At 36.1% G+C, this 23,991-nt stretch carries 21 protein-coding genes and 2 pseudogenes; 17 read left to right on the forward strand and 6 right to left on the reverse strand.

Features of this window, described 5'->3' with window-relative positions:
• Positions 1-21 precede the first annotated feature (21 nt).
• From M594_RS04755 to M594_RS04810, 12 genes and pseudogenes are all read left to right on the forward strand, one after another.
• On the forward strand, positions 22-1,797 hold the full coding sequence (locus tag M594_RS04755) for a V-type ATP synthase subunit A (protein WP_045611596.1): 1,776 nt from the start codon (positions 22-24) through the stop codon (positions 1,795-1,797).
• Positions 1,798-3,183, forward strand: coding sequence for a V-type ATP synthase subunit B (locus M594_RS04760; RefSeq protein WP_000111248.1), 1,386 nt, complete (start codon positions 1,798-1,800; stop codon positions 3,181-3,183). It begins immediately after the preceding gene.
• 22 nt (positions 3,184-3,205) lie between these two features.
• Positions 3,206-3,817, forward strand: a complete 612-nt coding sequence (locus tag M594_RS04765; RefSeq protein WP_000251932.1) for a V-type ATP synthase subunit D — start codon at positions 3,206-3,208, stop codon at positions 3,815-3,817.
• Between the two features lie 88 nt (positions 3,818-3,905).
• Positions 3,906-4,305: pseudogene (locus tag M594_RS04770) on the forward strand (ATP-binding cassette domain-containing protein); the annotation flags it as partial.
• A 595-nt stretch (positions 4,306-4,900) separates the two neighbouring features.
• A complete protein-coding gene (locus M594_RS04775; protein ID WP_084953958.1) occupies positions 4,901-5,200 on the forward strand; it encodes a hypothetical protein in 300 nt (99 codons plus the stop codon).
• Positions 5,190-5,678 carry a hypothetical protein gene (locus M594_RS04780; RefSeq protein WP_173876108.1) on the forward strand — a complete coding sequence of 163 codons (489 nt, stop codon included), beginning with the start codon at positions 5,190-5,192 and terminating at the stop codon, positions 5,676-5,678. The genes M594_RS04775 and M594_RS04780 overlap by 11 nt, the downstream gene beginning before the upstream one ends.
• The gene (locus M594_RS04785; RefSeq protein WP_173876742.1) at positions 5,678-7,555 is read left to right on the forward strand and encodes a VirD4-like conjugal transfer protein, CD1115 family; all 1,878 of its coding nucleotides are present in this window, start codon (positions 5,678-5,680) and stop codon (positions 7,553-7,555) included. Before M594_RS04780 ends, M594_RS04785 begins: the two co-directional genes overlap by 1 nt.
• 20 nt (positions 7,556-7,575) lie before the next feature.
• Complete coding sequence (locus tag M594_RS04790; RefSeq protein WP_000627865.1) at positions 7,576-7,818, forward strand: hypothetical protein; 243 nt, start codon at positions 7,576-7,578, stop codon at positions 7,816-7,818.
• Positions 7,819-7,834: 16 nt separating this feature from the next.
• Positions 7,835-8,689, forward strand: a complete 855-nt coding sequence (locus M594_RS04795; protein WP_001054256.1) for a conjugal transfer protein TrbL — start codon at positions 7,835-7,837, stop codon at positions 8,687-8,689.
• A 53-nt stretch (positions 8,690-8,742) separates the two neighbouring features.
• A complete protein-coding gene (locus M594_RS04800) occupies positions 8,743-9,102 on the forward strand; it encodes a PrgI family protein (protein WP_173876109.1) in 360 nt (119 codons plus the stop codon).
• Complete coding sequence (locus M594_RS04805; protein ID WP_173876110.1) at positions 9,053-11,410, forward strand: VirB4-like conjugal transfer ATPase, CD1110 family; 2,358 nt, start codon at positions 9,053-9,055, stop codon at positions 11,408-11,410. Before M594_RS04800 ends, M594_RS04805 begins: the two co-directional genes overlap by 50 nt.
• An 11-nt stretch (positions 11,411-11,421) precedes the next feature.
• A complete protein-coding gene (locus tag M594_RS04810; protein ID WP_173876111.1) occupies positions 11,422-14,235 on the forward strand; it encodes a phage tail tip lysozyme in 2,814 nt (937 codons plus the stop codon).
• Between the two features lie 34 nt (positions 14,236-14,269).
• Here M594_RS04810 and M594_RS04815 read toward each other — a convergent pair whose 3' ends face one another.
• The 4 genes from M594_RS04815 to M594_RS04830 all read right to left on the reverse strand — a co-directional run bounded on the left by M594_RS04815 (position 14,270) and on the right by M594_RS04830 (position 16,523).
• Positions 14,270-14,878, reverse strand: coding sequence for a hypothetical protein (locus tag M594_RS04815; RefSeq protein WP_173876112.1), 609 nt, complete (start codon positions 14,876-14,878; stop codon positions 14,270-14,272).
• 1 nt (position 14,879) lies between these two features.
• Positions 14,880-15,044: a hypothetical protein gene (locus M594_RS04820; RefSeq protein ID WP_000201399.1), complete on the reverse strand. Its 165-nt coding sequence runs from the start codon at positions 15,042-15,044 to the stop codon at positions 14,880-14,882.
• Positions 15,045-15,099: 55 nt separating this feature from the next.
• A complete protein-coding gene (locus tag M594_RS04825; protein WP_173876113.1) occupies positions 15,100-15,363 on the reverse strand; it encodes a hypothetical protein in 264 nt (87 codons plus the stop codon).
• A gap of 653 nt (positions 15,364-16,016) precedes the next feature.
• Entirely contained in the window at positions 16,017-16,523 is a 507-nt protein-coding gene (locus M594_RS04830; RefSeq protein ID WP_173876114.1) for a YbhB/YbcL family Raf kinase inhibitor-like protein, read from the reverse strand.
• A 250-nt stretch (positions 16,524-16,773) separates the two neighbouring features.
• On the opposite strand from M594_RS04830, the gene M594_RS04835 reads away from it, so the two are divergent.
• From M594_RS04835 to msr(D), 5 genes and pseudogenes are all read left to right on the forward strand, one after another.
• Positions 16,774-17,643 (forward strand): LysR family transcriptional regulator, encoded by an 870-nt coding sequence (locus M594_RS04835; RefSeq protein WP_033680329.1) that lies wholly within the window; start codon positions 16,774-16,776, stop codon positions 17,641-17,643.
• A 965-nt stretch (positions 17,644-18,608) separates the two neighbouring features.
• Positions 18,609-19,119: pseudogene (locus tag M594_RS04840) on the forward strand (group II intron maturase-specific domain-containing protein); the annotation flags it as partial.
• A gap of 738 nt (positions 19,120-19,857) precedes the next feature.
• Complete coding sequence (locus tag M594_RS04845) at positions 19,858-20,028, forward strand: hypothetical protein (RefSeq protein ID WP_000873143.1); 171 nt, start codon at positions 19,858-19,860, stop codon at positions 20,026-20,028.
• A gap of 385 nt (positions 20,029-20,413) precedes the next feature.
• Positions 20,414-21,631, forward strand: coding sequence for a macrolide efflux MFS transporter Mef(A) (gene mef(A) / locus M594_RS04850; RefSeq protein ID WP_000417519.1), 1,218 nt, complete (start codon positions 20,414-20,416; stop codon positions 21,629-21,631).
• A 119-nt stretch (positions 21,632-21,750) separates the two neighbouring features.
• Positions 21,751-23,214 (forward strand): ABC-F type ribosomal protection protein Msr(D), encoded by a 1,464-nt coding sequence (gene msr(D), locus M594_RS04855; RefSeq protein ID WP_000420313.1) that lies wholly within the window; start codon positions 21,751-21,753, stop codon positions 23,212-23,214.
• Between the two features lie 117 nt (positions 23,215-23,331).
• On the opposite strand, the gene M594_RS04860 is transcribed toward msr(D), so the two are convergent.
• Both M594_RS04860 and M594_RS04865 read right to left on the reverse strand, forming a co-directional pair.
• Positions 23,332-23,631, reverse strand: coding sequence for a DUF5960 family protein (locus M594_RS04860; RefSeq protein ID WP_001072467.1), 300 nt, complete (start codon positions 23,629-23,631; stop codon positions 23,332-23,334).
• Positions 23,618-23,986, reverse strand: coding sequence for a hypothetical protein (locus tag M594_RS04865; RefSeq protein WP_000567222.1), 369 nt, complete (start codon positions 23,984-23,986; stop codon positions 23,618-23,620). Before M594_RS04865 ends, M594_RS04860 begins: the two co-directional genes overlap by 14 nt.
• Positions 23,987-23,991: the final 5 nt, after the last annotated feature.

Here is a 23,991-nt window from a genome sequence, read left to right on the forward strand (position 1 = left end):
GACTTAGTAAGGAGAATAACTTTGACTCAAGGGAAGATTATAAAAGTATCGGGACCTCTAGTTATTGCATCAGGTATGCAGGAGGCTAATATTCAAGATATTTGCCGTGTAGGTAAGCTAGGGTTAATCGGTGAAATTATTGAAATGAGAAGAGATCAGGCATCTATCCAAGTCTATGAAGAAACATCTGGTCTTGGTCCGGGAGAACCTGTTGTTACAACTGGAGAACCTCTCTCGGTTGAATTAGGGCCAGGATTGATTTCTCAAATGTTTGATGGCATACAACGCCCATTAGATCGATTTAAATTGGCTACTCATAATGATTTTCTAGTTCGTGGGGTAGAAGTTCCAAGTTTGGATAGAGATATTAAGTGGCATTTTGATTCCACTATAGCAATTGGTCAAAAAGTGAGTACGGGTGATATTCTTGGAACTGTCAAGGAAACCGAGGTAGTTAATCATAAAATTATGGTTCCTTATGGAGTATCTGGAGAAGTCGTTTCTATTTCATCTGGCGATTTTACAATTGATGAAGTTGTATATGAAATAAAAAAATTGGACGGTAGTTTCTATAAAGGAACGCTTATGCAAAAATGGCCTGTCCGCAAGGCGCGTCCTGTTTCTAAACGTTTAATTCCAGAAGAACCATTAATCACAGGTCAACGAGTTATTGATACATTCTTTCCAGTAACCAAAGGGGGAGCTGCAGCAGTTCCTGGACCGTTTGGAGCAGGAAAGACAGTTGTACAACACCAAGTAGCTAAATTTGCCAATGTTGATATTGTTATTTATGTTGGTTGTGGAGAACGTGGAAATGAAATGACGGATGTACTGAATGAGTTTCCTGAGTTGATTGACCCTAATACCGGACAATCAATTATGCAACGGACAGTTCTGATTGCTAATACTTCAAATATGCCTGTTGCTGCTCGTGAGGCTTCAATTTATACAGGAATTACCATGGCTGAGTATTTTCGTGATATGGGCTACTCTGTCGCCATTATGGCTGATTCAACTTCACGTTGGGCAGAAGCGCTACGTGAAATGTCAGGACGTCTAGAAGAAATGCCTGGTGATGAGGGTTATCCTGCTTATCTGGGAAGTCGTATCTCTGAATATTATGAAAGAGCAGGACGTTCTCAGGTTCTAGGGCTTCCAGAACGTGAAGGAACGATTACTGCTATTGGAGCTGTATCGCCACCTGGTGGAGATATTTCAGAACCAGTTACTCAAAACACTTTACGGATTGTGAAAGTTTTTTGGGGGCTTGATGCTCCGTTGGCACAGCGACGTCATTTTCCTGCAATTAACTGGCTTACATCTTATTCACTATATAAAGACAGTGTGGGCACTTATATAGATGGTAAAGAGAAGACAGATTGGAATAGTAAAATAACTCGTGCGATGAACTACTTACAACGGGAATCTAGTTTAGAGGAAATTGTTCGTCTTGTTGGGATTGATTCTCTGTCTGATAATGAACGACTAACGATGGAAATTGCTAAACAAATTCGAGAAGATTATTTGCAACAGAACGCTTTTGATTCGGTAGATACATTCACTTCGTTTGCAAAACAAGAAGCAATGCTAAGTAATATACTAACTTTTGCTGATCAGGCAAATCATGCTTTAGAGTTGGGTTCTTACTTTACAGAGATTATGGAAGGTACCGTGGCAGTTCGAGACCGTATGGCGAGAAGTAAATATGTTTCAGAAGATAGATTAGATGAAATCAAAATTATATCAAATGAGATTACACATCAAATTCATTTGATATTAGAAACAGGAGGTCTATAAATGAGTGTTATAAAAGAATACAGAACTGCTAGTGAAGTTGTTGGGCCTCTTATGATTGTTGAACAAGTAAATAATGTATCTTACAATGAGTTAGTTGAAATTCAACTTCATAATGGAGAAATTCGTCGTGGACAAGTTTTAGAGATCCACGAAGATAAAGCAATGGTTCAACTTTTTGAAGGATCTAGTGGAATAAATTTAGAAAAGTCTAAAATTCGTTTTGCTGGTCATGCACTAGAATTGGCTGTATCTGAGGATATGGTTGGTCGTATTTTTAATGGGATGGGAAAACCAATTGATGGTGGACCAGATTTAATTCCAGAGAAATATTTAGATATTGATGGTCAAGCTATTAATCCTGTATCTAGAGATTATCCAGATGAATTTATTCAGACAGGAATCTCCTCTATTGATCATTTGAATACTCTTGTACGTGGTCAAAAATTACCAGTATTTTCAGGTTCGGGCTTACCTCATAATGAATTAGCAGCTCAGATAGCAAGACAAGCGACTGTTTTAAATTCTGATGAAAATTTTGCGGTTGTATTTGCGGCAATGGGTATTACTTTTGAAGAAGCTGAGTTTTTTATGGAAGAACTCAGAAAAACAGGAGCGATCGATCGTTCAGTCTTATTTATGAACTTGGCAAATGATCCTGCAATTGAGCGTATTGCAACTCCCCGCATTGCTTTAACTGCGGCAGAGTATCTAGCATTTGAAAAAGATATGCACGTTCTAGTTATCATGACGGATATGACTAACTATTGTGAAGCGTTACGTGAAGTCTCGGCAGCTCGCCGTGAAGTTCCAGGTAGACGAGGCTATCCGGGATATTTATATACAAATTTATCAACTCTATACGAAAGAGCTGGTCGCTTAGTTGGTAAAAAAGGTTCAGTGACACAGATTCCTATTTTAACAATGCCAGAAGATGACATAACACATCCAATTCCTGATTTAACTGGATACATTACTGAAGGGCAAATTATTTTGTCGCATGAGTTGTATAATCAAGGTTATCGTCCACCAATCAATGTTTTACCGTCTCTCTCTCGATTAAAAGATAAGGGATCTGGAGAAGGTAAAACTCGTGGAGATCATGCTCCAACTATGAATCAACTGTTTGCAGCCTATGCCCAAGGGAAAAAGGTTGAAGAGTTAGCAGTAGTATTAGGAGAATCAGCTTTATCTGATGTAGATAAATTGTATGTGAGGTTTACAAAGCGTTTTGAAGAAGAATACATTAACCAAGGATTTTATAAAAATCGAAATATAGAAGATACGTTGAATCTTGGGTGGGAATTACTATCAATTCTTCCTAGAACAGAGTTAAAACGTATCAAAGATGATTTGCTTGATAAATACTTACCTTTGGTAGAAGTTTAATCCAGAAATGGAGTGATTATCTATGGTACGTTTGAATGTAAAACCAACTCGTATGGAATTGAATAACTTAAAGGAACGTTTGAAAACAGCTGAACGTGGACATAAGTTATTAAAGGATAAAAGAGATGAATTGATGAGGCGATTTATTTCTTTGATTCGTGAGAATAATCAACTTCGGAAAGAAGTAGAAAGTTATCTAATTGATAATCTAAAATCCTTTGCAGTTGCTAAATCATTAAAGAATTCTCAAATGGTGGAGGAATTATTTTCAATTCCATCGAAAGAAATTGAATTATTTGTTGAGAAAGAAAATATCATGAGTGTAACAGTTCCTAGAATGCATATGAATATTACTTCTCAAAATGAGAACAGTGAATACAGCTATTTATCTTCTAATAGTGAAATGGATGATGTATTTGCTACAATGAATAGTTTAATTGATAAATTACTAAGACTGGCAGAAGTTGAAAAAACGTGTCAGTTAATGGCTGATGAAATAGAAAAAACACGTAGACGTGTAAATGGTTTAGAATACTCGATTATTCCAAACTTGTCGGAAACTATTCATTATATAGAATTGAAACTAGAGGAGGCAGAAAGAGCCAATTTAGTTCGTATTATGAAAGTGAAGTAGATCCTTTATTTAGATTATTAATTAGATGAACAAATATCAGCTTGGATAAGGCTTTAAGCCTTTCTAAGCTTTTTTATTGACAGTATCAGGATATCTTTTTCAAAATTTTGGTTTGTTAGATAATGAAAATGTTTCTACTAATCTAGATTTAGGATTAGTAAATCTTAAATGTAATTATATAGAAAAAGATAAGTTAAAAAAAAGATGTATTAGCAAGAGTTGGTCTAACTCATATTCATCTGGAACAAAAGATATATGAATTGTCTGGCGGTGAAGCACAACGTGTTGCTTTAGCGAAAATCATTCTTAAAAATCCACCATTAATACTTGCGGATGAGTTGACTGCATCGCTCGATCCTACGACTTCACAAGGAATTATGAAATTATTATTAGATATGAAAAATGAAAATCGTCTAATCATCATTGCAACTCATAATCCCGATATTTGGAATCAAGCAGATGAAGTTATAAATTTAAATCAATTATAGTTACAGTCAATAGATATCTTCTATATTTTAAAGTTATTTTATCTGAATCCGTAAAAGCAGTTCAATCTTGTACTGCTTTTTTCTTTTACGACTTACGCTGTTTGGTTTCATGAGCAAGCCCCTCAAAGTGAACTAATAACAAATCATGAGAAGTGATAGTGATGAAATTTCTGTAACGGATGTAGAGCGAATTGCTGAACCATTAAATGAGTATCTCTCGAAGTAGAAGCGTCTTTTTTGACTTTTATTCTGATAGAATGGTAGTTTTAAAATGTAAATGATAGCTACTGTTCATAAAACATAGAAGGTATGTACGGTGTTGTGTGAGGAGCTAGAAATTAGCACTTACCTGATTATTCCAACAACTCCAAAGATGTGATAAAAATTTCAACTACTCTTATCTATAATAAAGCTACCTGTTCTTTGAAAATTGAATCCACTCCGTCTTGATTAGCGTGCCTGTGTAAGTAGGGACTGAGAGTATTCCCCTGTGAAGGGCAACTGGCACAAGACGTGTGTGAGAATTTTCTAACAGACACGGAGTTTATCGTTACCAGACTCAAACGATGCGACAAACTAGATAAAGGAGTTAATCATGAAGATAGTAAACTTGTATGATTTGAAACAAATGGGAAATAAAGGTGGTTGTACCATCCAATTGATTCATCACTTTCCCTTTGGTATGGGCTTAGGACATCTCAAAAAAGATTACATTGAATTTAAACGTGTAGGTATTTTTGATGGGAAGACAGTAGAAGTCACTCTTCGAGAACCTTATTCGAGAGATTTACTGCAGGTTGTCAAGTCAATTAAGCAACATCAGAAATTGATAGCTTATCGCTATAAAGAAGGAAAGCTGCTATTTGTGAAGAAGGAGGCATCAGATGTCTTCTGAACAACAGGAACGAATGGCAGTTCAATATGCAGAGCGTAGTCTTTTATTTACTGTAAGAAGTCTATTAAAGATTCTAGAATGGTCTAGACGTCAGGCTTTAGCACAAGATTCCGCCTATAAGATAGGGGTACAGAAATTAGAAGAATTGCTACAATCTCCCTATGCGATTGATACGATTAATCTGAAAAAAGATTTTTTAGACAAACCAATTGATATAGAGAAATTTAAGTCTTTTTTAGAAAAAGAAGAGATTCCTTTAGCCATTGCTTGGCAAGGGGATTCTCTATATTTCTACACGAAAGACCGTTCGATTCTAGACAATCATTTAGACCATCTGTTAGAAAAAATGGTTAATGATCCAGAGAAATTAGCTGATTTTACCATGGATCAGTCATTAGACGATGCAATTGATGAGGCTAAATCCCAAATTACCTTTAGACAAGAAGGGGCCGTCAAACAGAAAGAGATGGTGAGATGATGTACAGTGGAAAGAAATTCCTACTATTCTCACTGTTAGGTATCTTACTAGGCTATCTTTTTCATCGTTTGACGCTTTTGTATGATTCCTATACTGGAAATACACTAGATAAATGGACTCATCTTCTGATGGAAGGTCAAGATGAAGTTCTTCAGTCGCCATGGAATATTTCTTTTACTGGAAAATCAAGTGCTTTTTTTCTACTAGGTTTTGTGATGATGTTGCTGGTTTATCTTTATTTAGAGACTGGCAAAAAACAATACCGAGAAGGGGTAGAATACGGGAGCGCCCGTTTTGGAACTCTAAAAGAAAAGAAGCTCTTTTACGGTAAGGAATTTTCTCATGATACGATCTTAGCACAAGATGTTCGTCTGACATTATTAGATAAAAAATTAGCCCAATATGATAGAAATAAAAATATTGCGGTGATAGGAGGTTCAGGAAGTGGGAAGACATTTCGCTTTGTGAAACCCAATCTGATTCAGATGAATAGTTCTAATATTGTCGTGGATCCTAAAGATCACTTGGCCGAAAAAACAGGCAAACTCTTTTTAGAACATGGCTACCAAGTAAAGGTGCTAGATTTAGTCAATATGAAGAACTCAGATGGCTTCAATCCTTTTCGCTATATAGAGACAGAAAATGATTTGAATCGCATGCTGACGGTTTATTTCAATAACACCAAAGGCTCTGGCTCCCGTAGTGATCCATTTTGGGATGAAGCTTCTATGACTTTGGTACGAGCTTTAGCCTCTTACTTGGTCGATTTCTATAATCCACCCAAAACAAGAGAACAGCTCATTGAAGAGAGTCGTTTGAGTCAAACAGAATACCAAAACTTGTTGAAACGTCAAAAAAAAGAAGTGGAAGAGCGAAAAAAACGAGGGCGTTATCCAAGCTTTGCTGAAATCTCAAAACTCATTAAACACTTATCCAAGGGTGAAAACCAAGAAAAAAGTGTCTTAGAAATTCTATTTGAAAATTATGCTAAAAAGTATGGGACTGAAAATTTTACCATGCGAAATTGGGCAGATTTCCAAAATTATAAGGATAAGACTCTGGATTCTGTTGTTGCTGTAACCACTGCTAAATTTGCCCTCTTCAATATTCAAAGTGTTATGGATTTGACCAAAAGAGATACCCTTGATATGAAGACATGGGGCAAGGAAAAATCAATGGTTTACTTAGTTATCCCAGATAACGATAGTACCTTTCGCTTTCTTTCAGCCCTCTTTTTTTCAACCGTATTTCAAACCCTAACAAGACAAGCAGATATTGATTTTAAGGGTCAATTGCCTCTTCATGTGAGAGTTTATTTAGATGAGTTCGCAAATATCGGAGAAATTCCAGATTTTGCTGAACAAACCTCAACAGTCCGCTCTCGTAATATGAGTCTCGTTCCCATTCTTCAAAATATTGCCCAACTTCAAGGGCTCTATAAAGAAAAAGAAGCTTGGAAAACCATTCTTGGGAACTGTGATAGCTTAGTCTACTTAGGTGGGAATGATGAAGATACCTTTAAATTTATGAGTGGATTACTCGGTAAACAAACCATTGATGTTCGAAATACTAGTCGTTCCTTTGGCCAGACAGGTTCAGGATCCCTTTCTCATCAAAAGATTGCTCGTGATTTAATGACACCTGATGAAGTCGGAAATATGAAACGGCATGAATGCTTGGTTCGAATTGCCAATATGCCTGTCTTTAAAAGCAAAAAGTACAATTCCACTAAGCATCCAAACTGGAAATACCTAGCCAATCAAGAAACCGATGAATGGTGGTGGAACTATCAAATCAATCCTTTGAATCAAAGTCAAGAAAACCATCTTGAAGGCCTTAGAATTCGTGATTTAACTTTTGAATCTAGTTTAAAATAAAAATAGAAAAGAGGAAATAGATGATTACGCATTTTAAAGGTTTTGTTTATGGAGTAGACGCAAGTGCTATGTTTGCACAAGCTATGTCTTTGTTACAGAAGGGATTGATTGCGGTTGGTGCCTTTCTCGTTGTTGTGGGGATTGTCAACCTTGCAACCAATATTAAAGATGGTGGACCAGGTGTTCGGAATGCCATTCTTGAAATTGTCGGTGGTGTTATGGTCGGGGCTGCTGGAGCCTTTGTAACCCAGATTTCAATTTAGGAGGATAAACAATGACATGAATCTTAGTTTAGTCTCACCCTTTGTTTACCTTGCATCTGAAAAAATATCAGCTGAAAATTTATTTGAAGGATTTAATGTAGATTTACAATCTACAGTAGATCTGATTAAATCTCTATCTAGCTACAATCCAACCGTTTGGACTTATATGTCTAGTATTACTAAAAGTGTCATGCAGCCTCTTGGAGTTGCGATTTTATCAGTTGTTCTCATCTTAGAATTTTCTAAGATGGCAAAGAAAATTGCTAACTCAGGAGGAGCGATGACCTTTGAAGCATTAGCCCCGATGTTGATTAGTTATATTATGGTCGCAGTTGTAATTACCAATACTACCGTTATTGTAGAAGCTATCATCGGGATTGCGAGTCACGCCATTGAACAAGTGGCCTCGATTGTGGCTCACGGTGGGGCGAAGTATGATACAATCTCTGGATTAAAAGGGTCAGGATTTATTGGCCGGATGATTGTGGGCTTTTTCGCACTCCTCATTTGGCTAGTTCGGATAGTAAGTGCAGCCATGGTCAATCTTTTGGTATCTATTCGATTTATTCAACTCTACCTTATGATTCCATTTGCCCCTCTTACGATTCCAACATTTTTAAGTGATGAGTGGAAGTCTATTGGTATTGGCTATTTAAAAAATATTATGGTCTATGCGGTACAAGGGGTTCTTATTTTTCTGATTGTTTCTCTTGTTCCTTTGTTTGAATCTGCTGGGAAAATAGCCGTTTCAAATGGTGCAGGAGTCCTGCAATCTCTTGCGATTATGTTTGGTAGTTTAATACAAGCTATCTTACTGATTATTGCCCTCGTTGGTTCTCAACGTACGGCTCGCTCAATATTAGGTATGTAATTAGATAAAGGCTAGGAAGTGATTGCTTCTTAGCCTTTTTAGAAAGGAAAGTCATGAATACACGTGTCTTTAAAGACATCACAAAATACCAACACAGGGCTTGGTTAGGTTTCACCACAAGACAAATCATCTTTGTTTTACCAGCCTTTATTGTCACAATTATTGTTTTGGGCTTGAATCTCTTTTTCTGGCAATTTGGAGATTGGTTTGTTTACGGTTTTGTGTTTGCTTTTACCATCCCCCTCATGCTTTTTGGAGTCTATAAACCCAATGATTTATATTTTGAACATTATTTGAAATACCGTCTTCATTTTGAACTAACGGTTCCCCTACGCACAATTACAGGAAAGAAAGGACCTGAACATGAAAAGAAAATCAAATACATTAAAGAAACAAAAAACTTCAATGACTAATAAAAAGGAAAAAGTTAAAGATAAAAAAGAGGAAGTGTTACCCTCAACGGCTAATACTCTTTCCTATCAAGCCCTGTATCAAAATGGTCTGATGCAGGTGAAAGAAGATTATTTCTCACAAAGCTATTTACTTGGTGATGTCAATTACCAGACCGTTGGTTTAGAAGATAAGGGCGCAATCATTGAGAAGTATTCTGATTTGATTAACTCCCTAGATGACCAAACCAACTTCCAATTGACCATCTTTAATAAAAGATTGAATTTAGAAAAGTTTAGACAAAGTGTTTTGTATGAGGAAAAAGAAGATGGATATGATACCTATCGTAAAGAATTGAATCGGATGATGAATCAGAATTTAGACAGTGGTGAAAATAATTTTTCAGCTGTGAAACTGATTAGCTTTGGTAGAAAGGATTCTAATCCCAAACAAGCCTATCGTTCCTTGTCCCAAATAGGAGAATATTTCAAGAGTGGTTTCTCAGAAATTGATGCACGATTTGAATCCTTGGCTGGAGAAGAGCGTGTCAACTTGTTGGCCGATATGCTTAGAGGAGAACACCATCTTCCTTTTTCTTACCGTGATTTAACGAGATCTGGTCAGACAACTCGTCACTTCATAGCACCTAATCTCTTAGATTTCAAAAACAAGAATTACCTACAAATCAATGACCGCTTATTGCAGATTGTCTATGTGAGAGACTACGGCATGGAATTAGGGGATCAGTTTATCCGAGACCTCATGCAAGGAGATTTGGAATTGATTGTGAGCCTTCATGCTCAAAGTTCGACCAAGGCAGATGCCATGAAGAAACTACGAACAAAGAAGACCTTAATGGAATCCCAAAAGATTGGGGAACAACAAAAACTTGCCCGTACAGGTATCTATTTAGAAAAAGTAGGCCATGTTTTAGAAAGCAATATAGATGAAGCTGAGGAACTCTTAAAAACCATGACCGAGACAGGAGATAAACTATTTCAAACAGTCTTCTTGATTGGTGTCTTTGGTCAGGATGAAGAAGAACTCAAACAAGCCCTAGACACTATTCAACAAGTGGCCGGCTCAAATGACCTAATGATTGATAAACTTCCATATATGCAAGAAGCAGCCTTTAATAGTTTGCTGCCATTTGGTTGTGATTTTTTAGAGGGAGTATCACGGAGTTTATTAACGTCCAATATAGCAGTGAACTCTCCATGGACTTCAGTAGACTTACAAGACCGTAGTGGGAAATATTACGGTATCAATCAAATCTCAAGCAATATTATTACCATTGACCGAAGTCTATTAAATACACCTTCTGGTCTGATTTTAGGAACATCTGGAGCTGGTAAAGGCATGGCAACCAAGCATGAGATTATCACGACAAAAATCAAAGAATCTGGTGAGAATACAGAAATTATCATCGTGGATCCAGAAGCAGAGTACAGTGTTATTGGACAGGCTTTTGGTGGAGAAATGATTGATATTGCGCCTGATTCCCAAACCTATCTCAATGTTCTTGACTTGTCTGAAGAAAATATGGATGAAGATCCTGTAAAGGTAAAATCAGAATTTCTTTTATCCTTTATCGGCAAGTTATTGGATAGAAAAATGGATGGAAGAGAAAAATCGATTATTGACCGAGTCACCAGACTGACCTATCAGTCATTTAAAGAGCCTTCTTTGGAAGAATGGGTCTTTGTCTTGAGCCAACAACCAGAAGAAGAAGCGCAGAATTTGGCACTTGATATGGAACTGTATGTCGAAGGTTCTCTTGATATTTTTTCTCATAAGACCAATATTCAGACAGGATCTAATTTCTTAATCTATAATGTTAAAAAGTTAGGAGATGAGCTGAAACAAATCGCTCTCATGGTAGTGTTTGATCAGATATGGAATCGTGTCGTTCGGAACCAAAAATTAGGGAAGAAGACCTGGATTTATTTTGATGAAATGCAGCTTCTCTTATTAGATAAATATGCCAGTGATTTCTTCTTTAAATTGTGGAGTCGTGTCAGAAAATATGGAGCTAGTCCGACTGGGATAACTCAAAACGTCGAAACCTTATTGTTAGATCCAAATGGTAGACGGATTATTGCAAATAGTGAATTTATGATTCTCCTCAAGCAAGCAAAAAATGATAGAGAAGAACTGGTTCAACTCTTAGGCTTGTCAAAAGAACTCGAAAAATACCTAATCAATCCAGAAAAAGGGGCAGGACTAATAAAAGCTGGTTCAGTTGTCGTTCCCTTTAAAAATAAGATTCCTCAAGGTACTCAATTGTTTGATATCATGAGTACGGATCCTGATAAAATGGCTTCTAACTAAGGGGAAGGTAAATGAAGGATAAAAGAGAAATCATACGTGCACGAAAGGCATTTAGAAGAAGTCTAAAAGATGAGAAGAAATTCTTGAAACAAGGAAAGAAGGAGGTGAGGAAACAGAAAAAAGATTCCGCTGTACTGGATGAAAAAGCATGGAAAAAAGAGATAAAAGAAAAGCTAGAGGAGATGAGAGAAGCTTCAAAGGAGAGAGTAAAACAAGCAAATGAAGACTACAATCATATTCTTCAAAATAGTCCTCCATCTCTTTTGAATCGCAAAGAATTAAGAGACAGACGATTACCTCATGCTAGGAAACGATTGAAAATAGCTAAGAAGCAATTTAGAGAAGCCAAGGTAGAAGCAAAAGAAGAAAGAAAAGAGAGTCGTAAAGAAAGAAAAACCAATCAAAAATTTCTTTATGGTCAGGAAACAAAAGCAAAATCCAATTTTTTCTTTCAAGGGAAGAGTTTAGAGGAATTAAAAGCTAAGAAAGAAGTCAAGGCCGCAAAAGAGAATCTAAAATCTACTAAACAAGCCTATAAATCTAAAAAAGTCAGTAGGAAAGCCAAAACTTTTCTTTATGTCCTTGGACGTGAAGGAGGAGAGTTAGCTTCAGAAAATGAAGATTTAGAAGGTTATCGCACACTTCAAGAGACAATTAGAAAAGGGAAACGCTACAGTCGGCTTTCTTATAACCTTGGAAAAGCTAGTGTCAAAACAGGACAAGCAACAGGTCGTTTTACCAAGAAAAGACTGACCAACACAAAAGAGCGATACCATCATTTTAAGGATGGGAAAGGATGGAAACTAGCGAAAGATAACCCAAGTTCCTTTAAAAATCGGTTTCGAAAATTAAAGAAACAAGGTCTTACAAGTGTCCGAAATATCTATCAAAAACTAAAAGCAGCCTTTTCCTTCTTTACATTTGCGGCTGGAAATCCTGCAACCTGGATAGTTGGAGGATTAGTCTTTCTTCTATTATTTATGATGAGCTTCTTTTTAGGATTTTCATCTGCTAGTTTGATTCAACAAGATGAATTTGAATTAACAAAAGCTTATACCCACCTAACTTGGGAAGACGCAGAACATACTCGTACAAATGACAAAGGCATTACCTATTACACAAAAGTTGATGATGTGATGGGGTATATGAACTTTAAATTCCATGACTATGAGTTACACAAACCAGTTCACTTATTTAGTTCAGAAACTTACAAGGATTATCTGTCTACTTTGTGGCATGATTTAAACGATGGGGAAGATTTGAAATCCATGCAAGACCTCTATGAAACTCCTAAGTATAAACTCTCGAAAGACGATCAAGAGGAAATAAAGGAACTAAAAGAAGAGGGTGTCTATGCTTCCATGCAGGAATTGGACAATCCATTTGAGGGGAAAAGCAACGAAGATAGTCTAACCATGACTTATCGTTATGGATACTATGATTTAGACGGAAAACCTACCCTTCAGGAGTACATTCTACTAGAAGCGAAGGCTCACCAAAGGATTGTCGCACCAATGGATGGAGTTGTATCTCTAGATGGCGACAATATAATTCTCACTAACGGAAAAGGAGAGAATGAGAGTCGATTGACCTTGTATTCCATTCATAATGGCCGTGCGATTGAGGGGATAAGAGTCCTAACGGGTGATATTATTGGTGAAACACCTGATGATACAGGTTTGAAAGTTTCCTATCAAAAGTATAAGAACAAGAAAGAAAAATTGGTGTATGTCAATCCGCAATTTTATTTTCCAAAAGTCATTCAACTTCAGACTACTATCTTACCAGCTATTGGTCAGTTTGGTGGGGATGAGTTTGAACGAGCAAAACATATTTATGAGTTTTTGAAATCTCAAGGGGCAAGTCCTCAAGCCATTGCGGCAATTTTAGGAAATTGGTCGGTAGAGTCTTCTATTAATCCTAAACGTGCTGAAGGGGATTATTTATCTCCTCCTGTTGGCGCTACCGATTCCTCATGGGATGATGAAGCATGGTTAGCGATTGGAGGTCCAGCTATTTATAGTGGTGCTTATACTAATATTCTTCATAGAGGTTTGGGGTTAGGTCAATGGACAGATACTGCAGATGGTTCAACACGTCATACAGCTTTATTGAATTATGCACATATCAAAAATAAGAAGTGGTATGATTTAGACCTACAACTTGATTTTATGCTTCATGGGGATAGTCCTTACTATCAAAGTTGGTTAAAGGATTTCTTTGGAAATACAGGCAGTGCAGCCAATCTTGCCCAACTCTTCCTCACTTATTGGGAGGGAAATTCTGGTGACAAACTACTGGAAAGACAAACCAGAGCAACGGAATGGTATTACCAAATTGAAAAAGGCTTTAGTCAAACAAATGGAGGACAGGCTAAGAGTGACCCACAATCCCTTGAAGGTGTTCGTGGGGACTTGTATGATCATTCTGTTCCTGGTGGTGGAGATGGTATGGCCTATGCCTATGGACAATGTACATGGGGTGTTGCGGCTCGTATGAACCAGTTAGGATTAAAGCTAAAAGGTAGAAACGGAGAGAAGATTTCAATCATTAATACCATGGGGAATGGTCAGGACTGGGTTGCGACAGCTTCAAGTCTTGGTGGGGAAACAGGCTCTACACCAAGAGCAGGTGCCATTGTTTCTTTTGTAGGAGGTACACATGGCACACCAGCAGACTATGGTCATGTGGCCTTTTTAGAGAAGGTCTATGATGATGGTTCTTTTCTCGTATCTGAAACCAACTATGGTGGCAACCCTAACTATACCTTTCGAAAAATCTCACAAGCAGATAGTGCCATTAGTTTTGCCTATACGGTGAAATAAAAGAATCATGTCATCAGTTTAGGTGACATGATTCTTATTTTTTATAGAGTGACATATTTAATGCCATAGGCTGATAACTTACTTGATGATCGTCTTTAATCAATTGACTGTAAGCAATAAATCCGAACTGTTCATAAAATTGAATGACTTTAGGATGATTGATACTATCTAAAAATATCATCTGGGTTCCTACAATTGCTCGAAATTCTTCAATTTTTTGAAATACAATTTCAAATAACTCTTGTCCTGATAGTTTATTTAGCTTTGTGTTTTTGCCGAATTGACCGATAAGTAACACAGGGAGATAATCAATATTTTTGGGACTTTTCCCTTTTAGGACGAGTTTCTTTTTTAAGGATTTCTCTAAATCAGAAATATCAACAACTTTGAGAGATAAACTAAAGAAACCTAAGATGTTATTTGTTTCAGTTTCTTCAACGATAAAATTACGAGAACGATGTTGTTTTTCAAAATTGGGAGCTTTATCAGATAGATAAGTCAACATCTCTTCATTACCGTTGAAATCAACATTTTCTAAAATGATAGTTTTAAATAGCTCCTGAACTTGTTTCTCAGTTTTATCAGGAGCCAGCACTTGAATATTTTCAAGATATTGCTTAAGTGGTGTTACTTGAATTGTCATCTTACAGATACTTTGAAATGAGTTTATTTTTCGTTGGAGCGGTAGCGTCCTGTGATTCAATAGATTTCAAGACTGCTTGTAGCTTTTTAGATGGTTTATGATTAAGAATTTTTAGAGCATCTTCGTTTGTTAGTTTTATATCACGTGTTAAACTGATTGTAGCCATTTGTTCTACCTCCTGTTTCTACTTAAATTCATTATAGCTTATTTTGAACAAAAGTTCAATCTGAAGATAGTGTATGTTTTCTATAGTGTATAAATCCAAAATAAGTTTTTCTCTTGCATTTGTAGCTCATATTCGTTAGAATAATGGTGTAGATGAGTGGTTGGCTCATGGTCAATCTGATAGTAATCTTGGACATAAGGGCCAAGCGGTGGCGGACACCAGAACGAAATCCGATAGCAATCTTGGACGTAAGGGCCAGGCGGTGGCAGACACCAGAATAAACCGACTGACTAGGTGGCTTACAGGTTCTGTAAGCCATCTTTTTTACTTTACTTTAATAGTAATGTTTTATATTTTAAGGAGAACGAAGTTTTGGCTCGTTCTCTTTTTTGTTGATGATATGCTCCAAACAACCTACACTGTAGAATATTAAGAAAATAGGATACTATAGGTTTAAATTAAATGTATAAGATAAATAGTTGGATTAGTAAAAGTTTCAAGTCTGATAAGAACAATATTACATTTCATACAACTGAATGTATATATTTTATAAGAGAGAGGGTTGCTTGGTTGGGAAAATCATTCAAAATACAGTTATAAGAATTTTAATAAGAATGAAAGTGTGATATTTCTTTTTCAATAATCTTCTAAATGTATTAAAATTAAGCTTCCCACTTATGTATTCTGCTAATAAACTTCAATACATTTCAATAGATTTTCAAAATTTGGTGGGGATTTTTATTATACTTTGTACGAGCTTTTCAATACCCTATCCCAACCTTTAAAATCCCTCAAGTTATTTACTCAAGGGATTTTTTATCTGCTTTTTTCATACTCAAACAGTCAGTCTAACTGTTTGATTTTCTTTGTGACTAACTCCCCTAAAAATAGTAGAATTAGCTACTTTACTGGTTTTACAAGATAATAACAAGACCTAAACGTTTAATTTATTTAGGTTTACCAATCATGACTTTAACATTTTCCAATAAGGTCTAACTCAACCGTACCCAAAGTTAAATCCTTTACTTTATTTAGTAATTCATTAACCCAAAAGCCATTTTTTAGTCCTGTTTTCTCTGATAATGCAAACACTTTTAAAGTATAGTTATGGTCTCGATCAGGTGGAGTCGGTCCAACAAACATTGTATCAATTTCAGAAAAATCACCATCTAAAAATTGACTAGAAAAACTATTTTTACCTTGAATTAATTGACCAATTCGGCTCATATTTTCTTCAATCTGAATACTATCACCATTAACTTTTAAATCAGCAACGCTCCAATGAATCCAAGGAAAAGAGCAAACAGGAATGGCATCATAATCAATAAGAGTAAAAGCGATATATTTAGTACCTTTGGGTAAATTATCAACTTCAAACGCAAAAGAACGAACCGGATTTCCTTGCATTATATCTTCCCTTTTTGCTTCCTTTCCAAACTCCTTTGGTAAAATATTATTAAATGTTGTTTTAATTTTCATTTTTTTCTCCTTTAAGAATTATAAAGCTAAATATACAATAAATAGCTAAAGCGATTAGCGACATACATATTCCCCCTTCAAAATTAAAATTTAAATATAAGAGACCTCCTAACATACCTCAATACCTCACTCCTTATTTTATTAGATATGAGCTCCTATCTGTAATAATATGGTATACTATATCAAGGTATTTTAAAATTTGAAAAAAGTTTAGAAATCATTAAGAAAAAATTTATAAATAGGAGTAACTATGAACTTAGATTGGTATTACACTTTTTTGGTATTATCAAAACATCTCAATTATCGTAAAGCCAGCGAAGAGCTATTTCTTACCGAACCAACGCTACATCAACAAATTAAGAAATTAGAAAAGCACCTCCAAGTTCAACTTTTCGAAACAGTGGGAAGAAACTTGACACTAACTGCTGTTGGAAGAGAATTTATAGAGATTGCTGAAAATCTTATACAAACCTATGAGCAAAGTATTCAAAAGATTAGGCTACAAAATAAAAAACAACAATTTCATATAGAAATAGCCGTATCTCCTTACATTGCCACATACCTTTTACCACAATTTTTACAGGAATTCTTTCAGCGCTATCCAGATATTGATATCTCTGTATCCGTGCTAAATAGCCATATTGAACAAGCTATTGAAACGAATACATTCGATATTGGTATTGATAGAGAAGTTCCATATAGTAAAAAAATCATATCCGAACAAATTTGTGAAGGAAAGATTGCCCTCTTTTATCCTAAAACAACAGTCAAATGCGACGAATTACAATTATTTAAAAACTATAAAATATTATCCGATAACCACCCCGTCTATTGGGAAAATCTAAAAAAAGAAATCATTGAGCTAGTCCCAGAAGCCGATTTCACTACTATCAATGATATTACAGTAACTGCCAAACTAATAGAAATGAATCAAGGCATTTCCTTTCTGCCCCTTTACTTAAAAAAGACTTTTACAGATAAGATTGCTCATCTTGAAACCACTACAGTAACAACCCCCGTTTCTTTTACTTACTTAATGAGCAGAAAAGCTTCTAAAGCTATCACTATTTTCAATAATGCGTTTAAAGACTTTATTTTAAAGGAGCAAAATTCAATTTAAGAATCAAAGGTCACTGATACTATTAGTGATTTTTGATTTACATCTTAATCAATGGATTAATGAATGAAATGGAAAATAGTTAATGAGAATAGTTTCTTAAAAGAATTTAGATTGATCCTTATTTTTATGCGTTTACTTTATACCTGTGATATGATTTTAATCTCTACATTTTTTAGGGAATGCTAATAAAACCTGCTATAATAATGTTGAAGTGCAGTAGTTAATTTTTACTGAACTAAATTATTCCCCTATTTAAAAAATATTGATTCATATTTTTAGAAATTAATAAGTAGATTTAGTTCTGAAAAACCTTGATATTACGCTGTTTTTATTCCAACTGAAACCCATACTTTCCAAATCAGGTCTTAAGAAAGTTCGTAAGGCATCACAATTCTCAAAACGTTAATAAATACGATTATATCAACGTTTCAAAGCACTTAAAAGTTTACCTTATGGGTGCTTTTTTCGGTACTACGGGCATGTCGTACATCTGAGGTGTAAGTCCTCCGTGGGCACCCGCTACCGGTGAACTCAATAGCGATTCCCAAGCCTGACTAACGTGAGGTAGCGGGGAGAGGAAGGGATAGTGAAATCGTGGCTCTACGAACAGGAACGTGATAGTAAGGCGTATATAGCGGATAAGGGGGCCTGAAACTCTAAAGTCCAAAAAGCTAGTCGTAACCTATATGCGTAAATCACGAGAGTAATTGAATTCGGACTAAGATTTATCTTTTTCACTGTAACCTTTTAACGTCCTCATATCTTGTATAAACGAGGAAAGATGTACGACTTATCCCGTGAGGTCTCATGAGTGCTGAAAGCGTAGTAACAACGAATCATGAGAAGTCAGCCGAGCCCATAGTAGTGAGGAAACTTCTGTAATGGAAGTGGAGCGAAGAGGGAATACTCAAACAGTCTGGGGAGAGACAGTTTGAGGTCTGTCGCTAGAAAGAGAAAACGACAGATTGAAAGACAATATGACTAAAACCAAGATTGTGAGATCAAGTAAACTGAAGTATCTAGGTTTTGGGTTCTGGAAATCATCAGATGGTTGGAAAAGTCGCCCCCATCAAGATAGTATTCTTCAATATTAAGCTTAAATTGAAGAAACTAACACAGAGGAAATGGAGTATAGACTTAACAAGACGTATTGAGCAACTGAATTTGTCAATTCGAGGATGGATAAACTATTTCTCATTGGGAAATATGAAAAGTATAGTAACCAGCATAGATGATCGTCTACGAGTGATTGTCTGGAAGCAATGGAAGAAAAAATCTAGACGATTATGGGGATTGCTTAAGTTAGGAGTTCCTAAATGGATAGTAGATAAGGTATCTGGCTGGGGAGAACATTATCAATTAGTAGCTCAGAAGTCAGTTCTCAAACGAGCTATATCAAAACAAATCCTCATCAAACGAGGACTGGTTTCATGCTTGGATTACTACTTAGAACGAAATGATTTAAAAGTTAGTTGAACCGCCGTATGCCGAACGGCACGTACGGTGGTGTGAGAGGGGCTAGAGATTATCCCCTACTCTATCTATTCTTGAAAGAAGTGGAAAGAATTCATGTGATGATAATATGTCAGTCTATACTTGAAATAATGTAATCGTTAAAAAGTGTTAAGACGTTAAATAGTATAATTAGATTTCCGAATACGCATCATGTTGAGGCGGTAAGTTTGCTAGTCAAGGAGTAAAACGACGAAGATTAGCATTTACTTCCGCCCATGCGATAGCTGTCCGTGATTGACAAGTGCTAGCACGCAGACAGAACGGAGATAGCGAACCGCTGAGTGTGTCGCTCTGCTCGTAAAAGCTTAGAAACCTTTGAACGAAAGGGATAATGAAAGCCTTGATTGCAAGGCTTTTTGCTTTATGGTGGGTAAGTATCAGAGTGAGAAAATTTTTGGAATGAGTAGAAGTGATAGCTAGAAATTATCAGTTTCTATTTCCATTTACCCTGTGGGTACGTGTTTGTTTCCATTGACAAGGAGTTTGTGGGAATAGAAATGTACCCACCTTGTTTGAATCAAGTGAAGTGTAGTTGAAGGAAATCTGTTGAAAGCAATACTTCATTTTACCGAATAAGTAATAATTTAGGCAACTTCAAATCGATTAAAAAAAACTATTTTAAAGGTTAAGAGTAGACAAAAATTGTCCACTCTTTTTTGCAAACTCAATTTATCAATAAATGAAATGAGGGAATGTAAAATGAAATATTTTGAGGTTGAGTTAGAAAATCCTGATGAATTTTTAAAACTACAAACAGAAGATTTTGTGAAAGCTAATCGCTTGCTACTAAGGAAGATAATCCAGAGCGTTACAGTCTATGAAGAAAACTTCGTCATATCCTTTAAATCTGGCATCGAATTGGAAGTATGAGTCTCATTCCATAACTTTTATATTGAACATATCATCTTGTTGTGTTATACTATAAATTGATATAAACAAAGATGTAGGAGGAACCGAAACTATGACAGCCTCAATGCGTTTAAGATAAGCTGGCAATAAAAAAAGCAGAATCTATACCCGATGATAGGCTTTTTTGTTGTGCTTATTTATACGATATTGAGCATTCATTAGTTACGGTGAGGATATTGGTTATTTAACTATACCTTTATTTAACTATGTCTTTAATATGAATGTTTCCAAATTGTATGTATGCAGACCAAAAGCCACATTGTGGGGTTTGGCCTGCATTTTTTATTGCCTAGAATGCTATTCAAAATAGAAATTCAAGCAAAATAATATGCAGGAGATAATATAAATGGAAAAATACAACAATTGGAAACGAAAATTTTATGCAATATGGGCAGGGCAAGCAGTATCATTAATCACTAGTGCCATCCTGCAAATGGCGATTATTTTTTACCTTACAGAAAAAACAGGATCTGCGATGGTCTTGTCTATGGCTTCATTAGTAGGTTTTTTACCCTATGCGATTTTGGGACCTGCCATTGGTGTGCTAGTGGATCGTCATGATAGGAAGAAGATAATGATTGGTGCCGATTTAATTATCGCAGCAGCTGGTGCAGTGCTTGCTATTGTTGCATTCTGTATGGAGCTACCTGTCTGGATGATTATGATAGTATTGTTTATCCGTAGCATTGGAACAGCTTTTCATACCCCAGCACTCAATGCGGTTACACCACTTTTAGTACCAGAAGAACAGCTAACGAAATGCGCAGGCTATAGTCAGTCTTTGCAGTCTATAAGCTATATTGTTAGTCCGGCAGTTGCAGCACTCTTATACTCCGTTTGGGATTTAAATGCTATTATTGCCATCGACGTATTGGGTGCTGTGATTGCATCTATTACGGTAGCAATTGTACGTATACCTAAGCTGGGTAATCAAGTGCAAAGTTTAGAACCAAATTTCATAAGGGAGATGAAAGAAGGAGTTGTGGTTCTGAGACAAAACAAAGGATTGTTTGCCTTATTACTCTTAGGAACACTATATACTTTTGTTTATATGCCAATCAATGCACTATTTCCTTTAATAAGCATGGAACACTTTAATGGAACGCCTGTGCATATTTCTATTACGGAAATTTCCTTTGCATTTGGGATGCTAGCAGGAGGCTTATTATTAGGAAGATTAGGGGGCTTCGAAAAGCATGTATTACTAATAACAAGTTCATTTTTTATAATGGGGACCAGTTTAGCCGTTTCGGGAATACTTCCTCCAAATGGATTTGTAATATTCGTAGTTTGCTGTGCAATAATGGGGCTTTCGGTGCCATTTTATAGCGGTGTGCAAACAGCTCTTTTTCAGGAGAAAATTAAGCCTGAATATTTAGGACGTGTATTTTCTTTGATCGGAAGTATCATGTCACTTGCTATGCCAATTGGGTTAATTCTTTCTGGATTCTTTGCTGATAAAATCGGTGTAAATCATTGGTTTTTACTATCAGGTATTTTAATTATTGGCATTGCTATAGTTTGCCAAATGATAACTGAGGTTAGAAAATTAGATTTAAAATAAACAATATTGGAGGAATATTTATGTATCTTATTTTCATGTAACTCTTCCTGCTAAAATCGCAGGGTTTTCCCTGCATACAAGCAAATGAAAGCATGCGATTATAGACAGGAGGAAATGTTATGGAATTAATATTAAAAGCAAAAGACATTCGTGTGGAATTCAAAGGACGCGATGTTTTAGATATAAATGAATTAGAAGTATATGATTATGACCGTATTGGTTTAGTAGGAGCAAATGGTGCTGGAAAAAGCACTTTACTCAGGGTACTTTTAGGAGAATTAACTCCCCCAGGATGTAAAATGAATCGTCTGGGTGAACTTGCCTATATTCCCCAGTTGGACGAAGTAACTCTGCAGGAGGAAAAAGATTTTGCACTTGTAGGCAAGCTAGGTGTTGAGCAATTAAATATACAGACTATGAGCGGTGGTGAAGAAACAAGGCTTAAAATAGCACAGGCCTTATCGGCACAGGTTCATGGTATTTTAGCGGATGAACCTACGAGCCATTTAGACCGTGAAGGAATTGATTTTCTAATAGGACAGCTAAAATATTTTACAGGTGCACTGTTAGTTATTAGCCATGACCGCTATTTTCTTGATGAAATAGTAGATAAAATATGGGAACTGAAAGATGGCAAAATCACTGAGTATTGGGGAAACTATTCTGATTATCTTCGTCAGAAAGAGGAAGAACGTAAGAGCCAAGCTGCAGAATACGAACAATTTATTGCGGAACGTGCCCGATTGGAAAGGGCTGCGGAGGAAAAGCGAAAACAGGCTCGTAAAATAGAACAGAAGGCAAAAGGTTCTTCAAAGAAAAAAAGTACTGAAGACGGAGGGCGTTTAGCTCATCAAAAATCAATAGGAAGTAAGGAAAAAAAGATGTATAATGCTGCTAAAACCCTAGAGCACAGGATTGCGGCCTTAGGAAAAGTAGAAGCTCCGGAAGGCATTCGCAGAATTCGTTTCAGGCAAAGTAAAGCATTGGAGCTCCATAATCCATACCCTATAGTCGGTGCAGAAATTAATAAAGTATTTGGGGATAAGGCTCTGTTTGAAAATGCATCTTTTCAAATTCCGTTAGGAGCAAAAGTGGCGTTAACTGGTGGTAATGGAATCGGAAAAACAACTTTAATCCAAATGATCTTAAACCATGAAGAAGGAATTTCTATTTCGCCTAAGGCAAAAATAGGTTACTTTGCACAGAATGGTTACAAGTACAACAGTAATCAGAATGTTATGGAGTTTATGCAGAAGGATTGTGACTACAATATATCAGAAATTCGTTCAGTGCTAGCATCTATGGGGTTCAAACAGAACGATATTGGAAAAAGTTTATCTGTTTTAAGCGGTGGAGAAATTATAAAATTGTTGCTTGCTAAAATGCTCATGGGTAGATATAACATCCTAATAATGGATGAACCCAGTAACTTCCTTGACATACCAAGTTTAGAGGCTTTGGAAATACTAATGAAGGAGTACACCGGAACTATCGTGTTTATCACCCACGATAAACGATTACTCGAAAATGTAGCAGATGTAGTTTATGAAATTAGAGATAAGAAAATAAATCTGAAACATTAAATTTAAGGTAGTCGCTGGTCAGTATAGTCTGTTCTGGTTGGCGACTCCATTGTTAAAGAGTATAAAGACTTTAGATTTTATGAATATTAAAAATAGGAACAGTCAATTGAACTGCTCCTATTTTTCTGCTAAATATATTGTAGTTTTCTTATATGTATAATGATAGATTAGCGGATTCTCATCTACGGTACTTACTTCAAATATGAAGAAGTGATCGCGGTTATCTCTGGACTTTTCCTTATTGAGGACAAAGTAATTCTTACGTGAAGTCGCCATTGTTTTTAGGATATCATCAGTTAGGAAGGTCAATGGAATATTCATGTTAGAGTAGCGGTAGAAGTCACGTTCAAAATCTTGGTAGCTCTCGCTATAATAGTCCATTTGTAGGTGATTACGCTGAAACTCAAGCTGATTCATAGAGCACCTCCTCGACAAGTTCAATACTAATAATGTCTTTTAATTTCAAATTGATGTGACCTGTTGTAGTTTTTATCAAAATGAAATCTTTGGTCAGACTTGGTATTGTTCCAGTGTAGGAAACACGCTTGTTTTTTTCAATCACTTGAATGCGTGTGCGTAGCTGCCCGGCGTATACTTGACTGAGGAGTAATAATTTCTTCTCTAGTGATAAGTCAGACATGTACGTTACTTTGTTTGTATCATCAGAGAGTGCTGATGCATGTTCAGATAGGAAAAAGCCCATCCATTTTTGCATCTTTGTATCCTGGTACTCTCTTGCTGATTGAAATGGTAAATATGAACGGTCAATCATATCAA

The sequence above is a fragment of the Streptococcus mitis genome, from assembly GCF_013305725.1.
Classification (GTDB): Bacteria; Bacillota; Bacilli; order Lactobacillales; family Streptococcaceae; genus Streptococcus; species Streptococcus mitis_BO.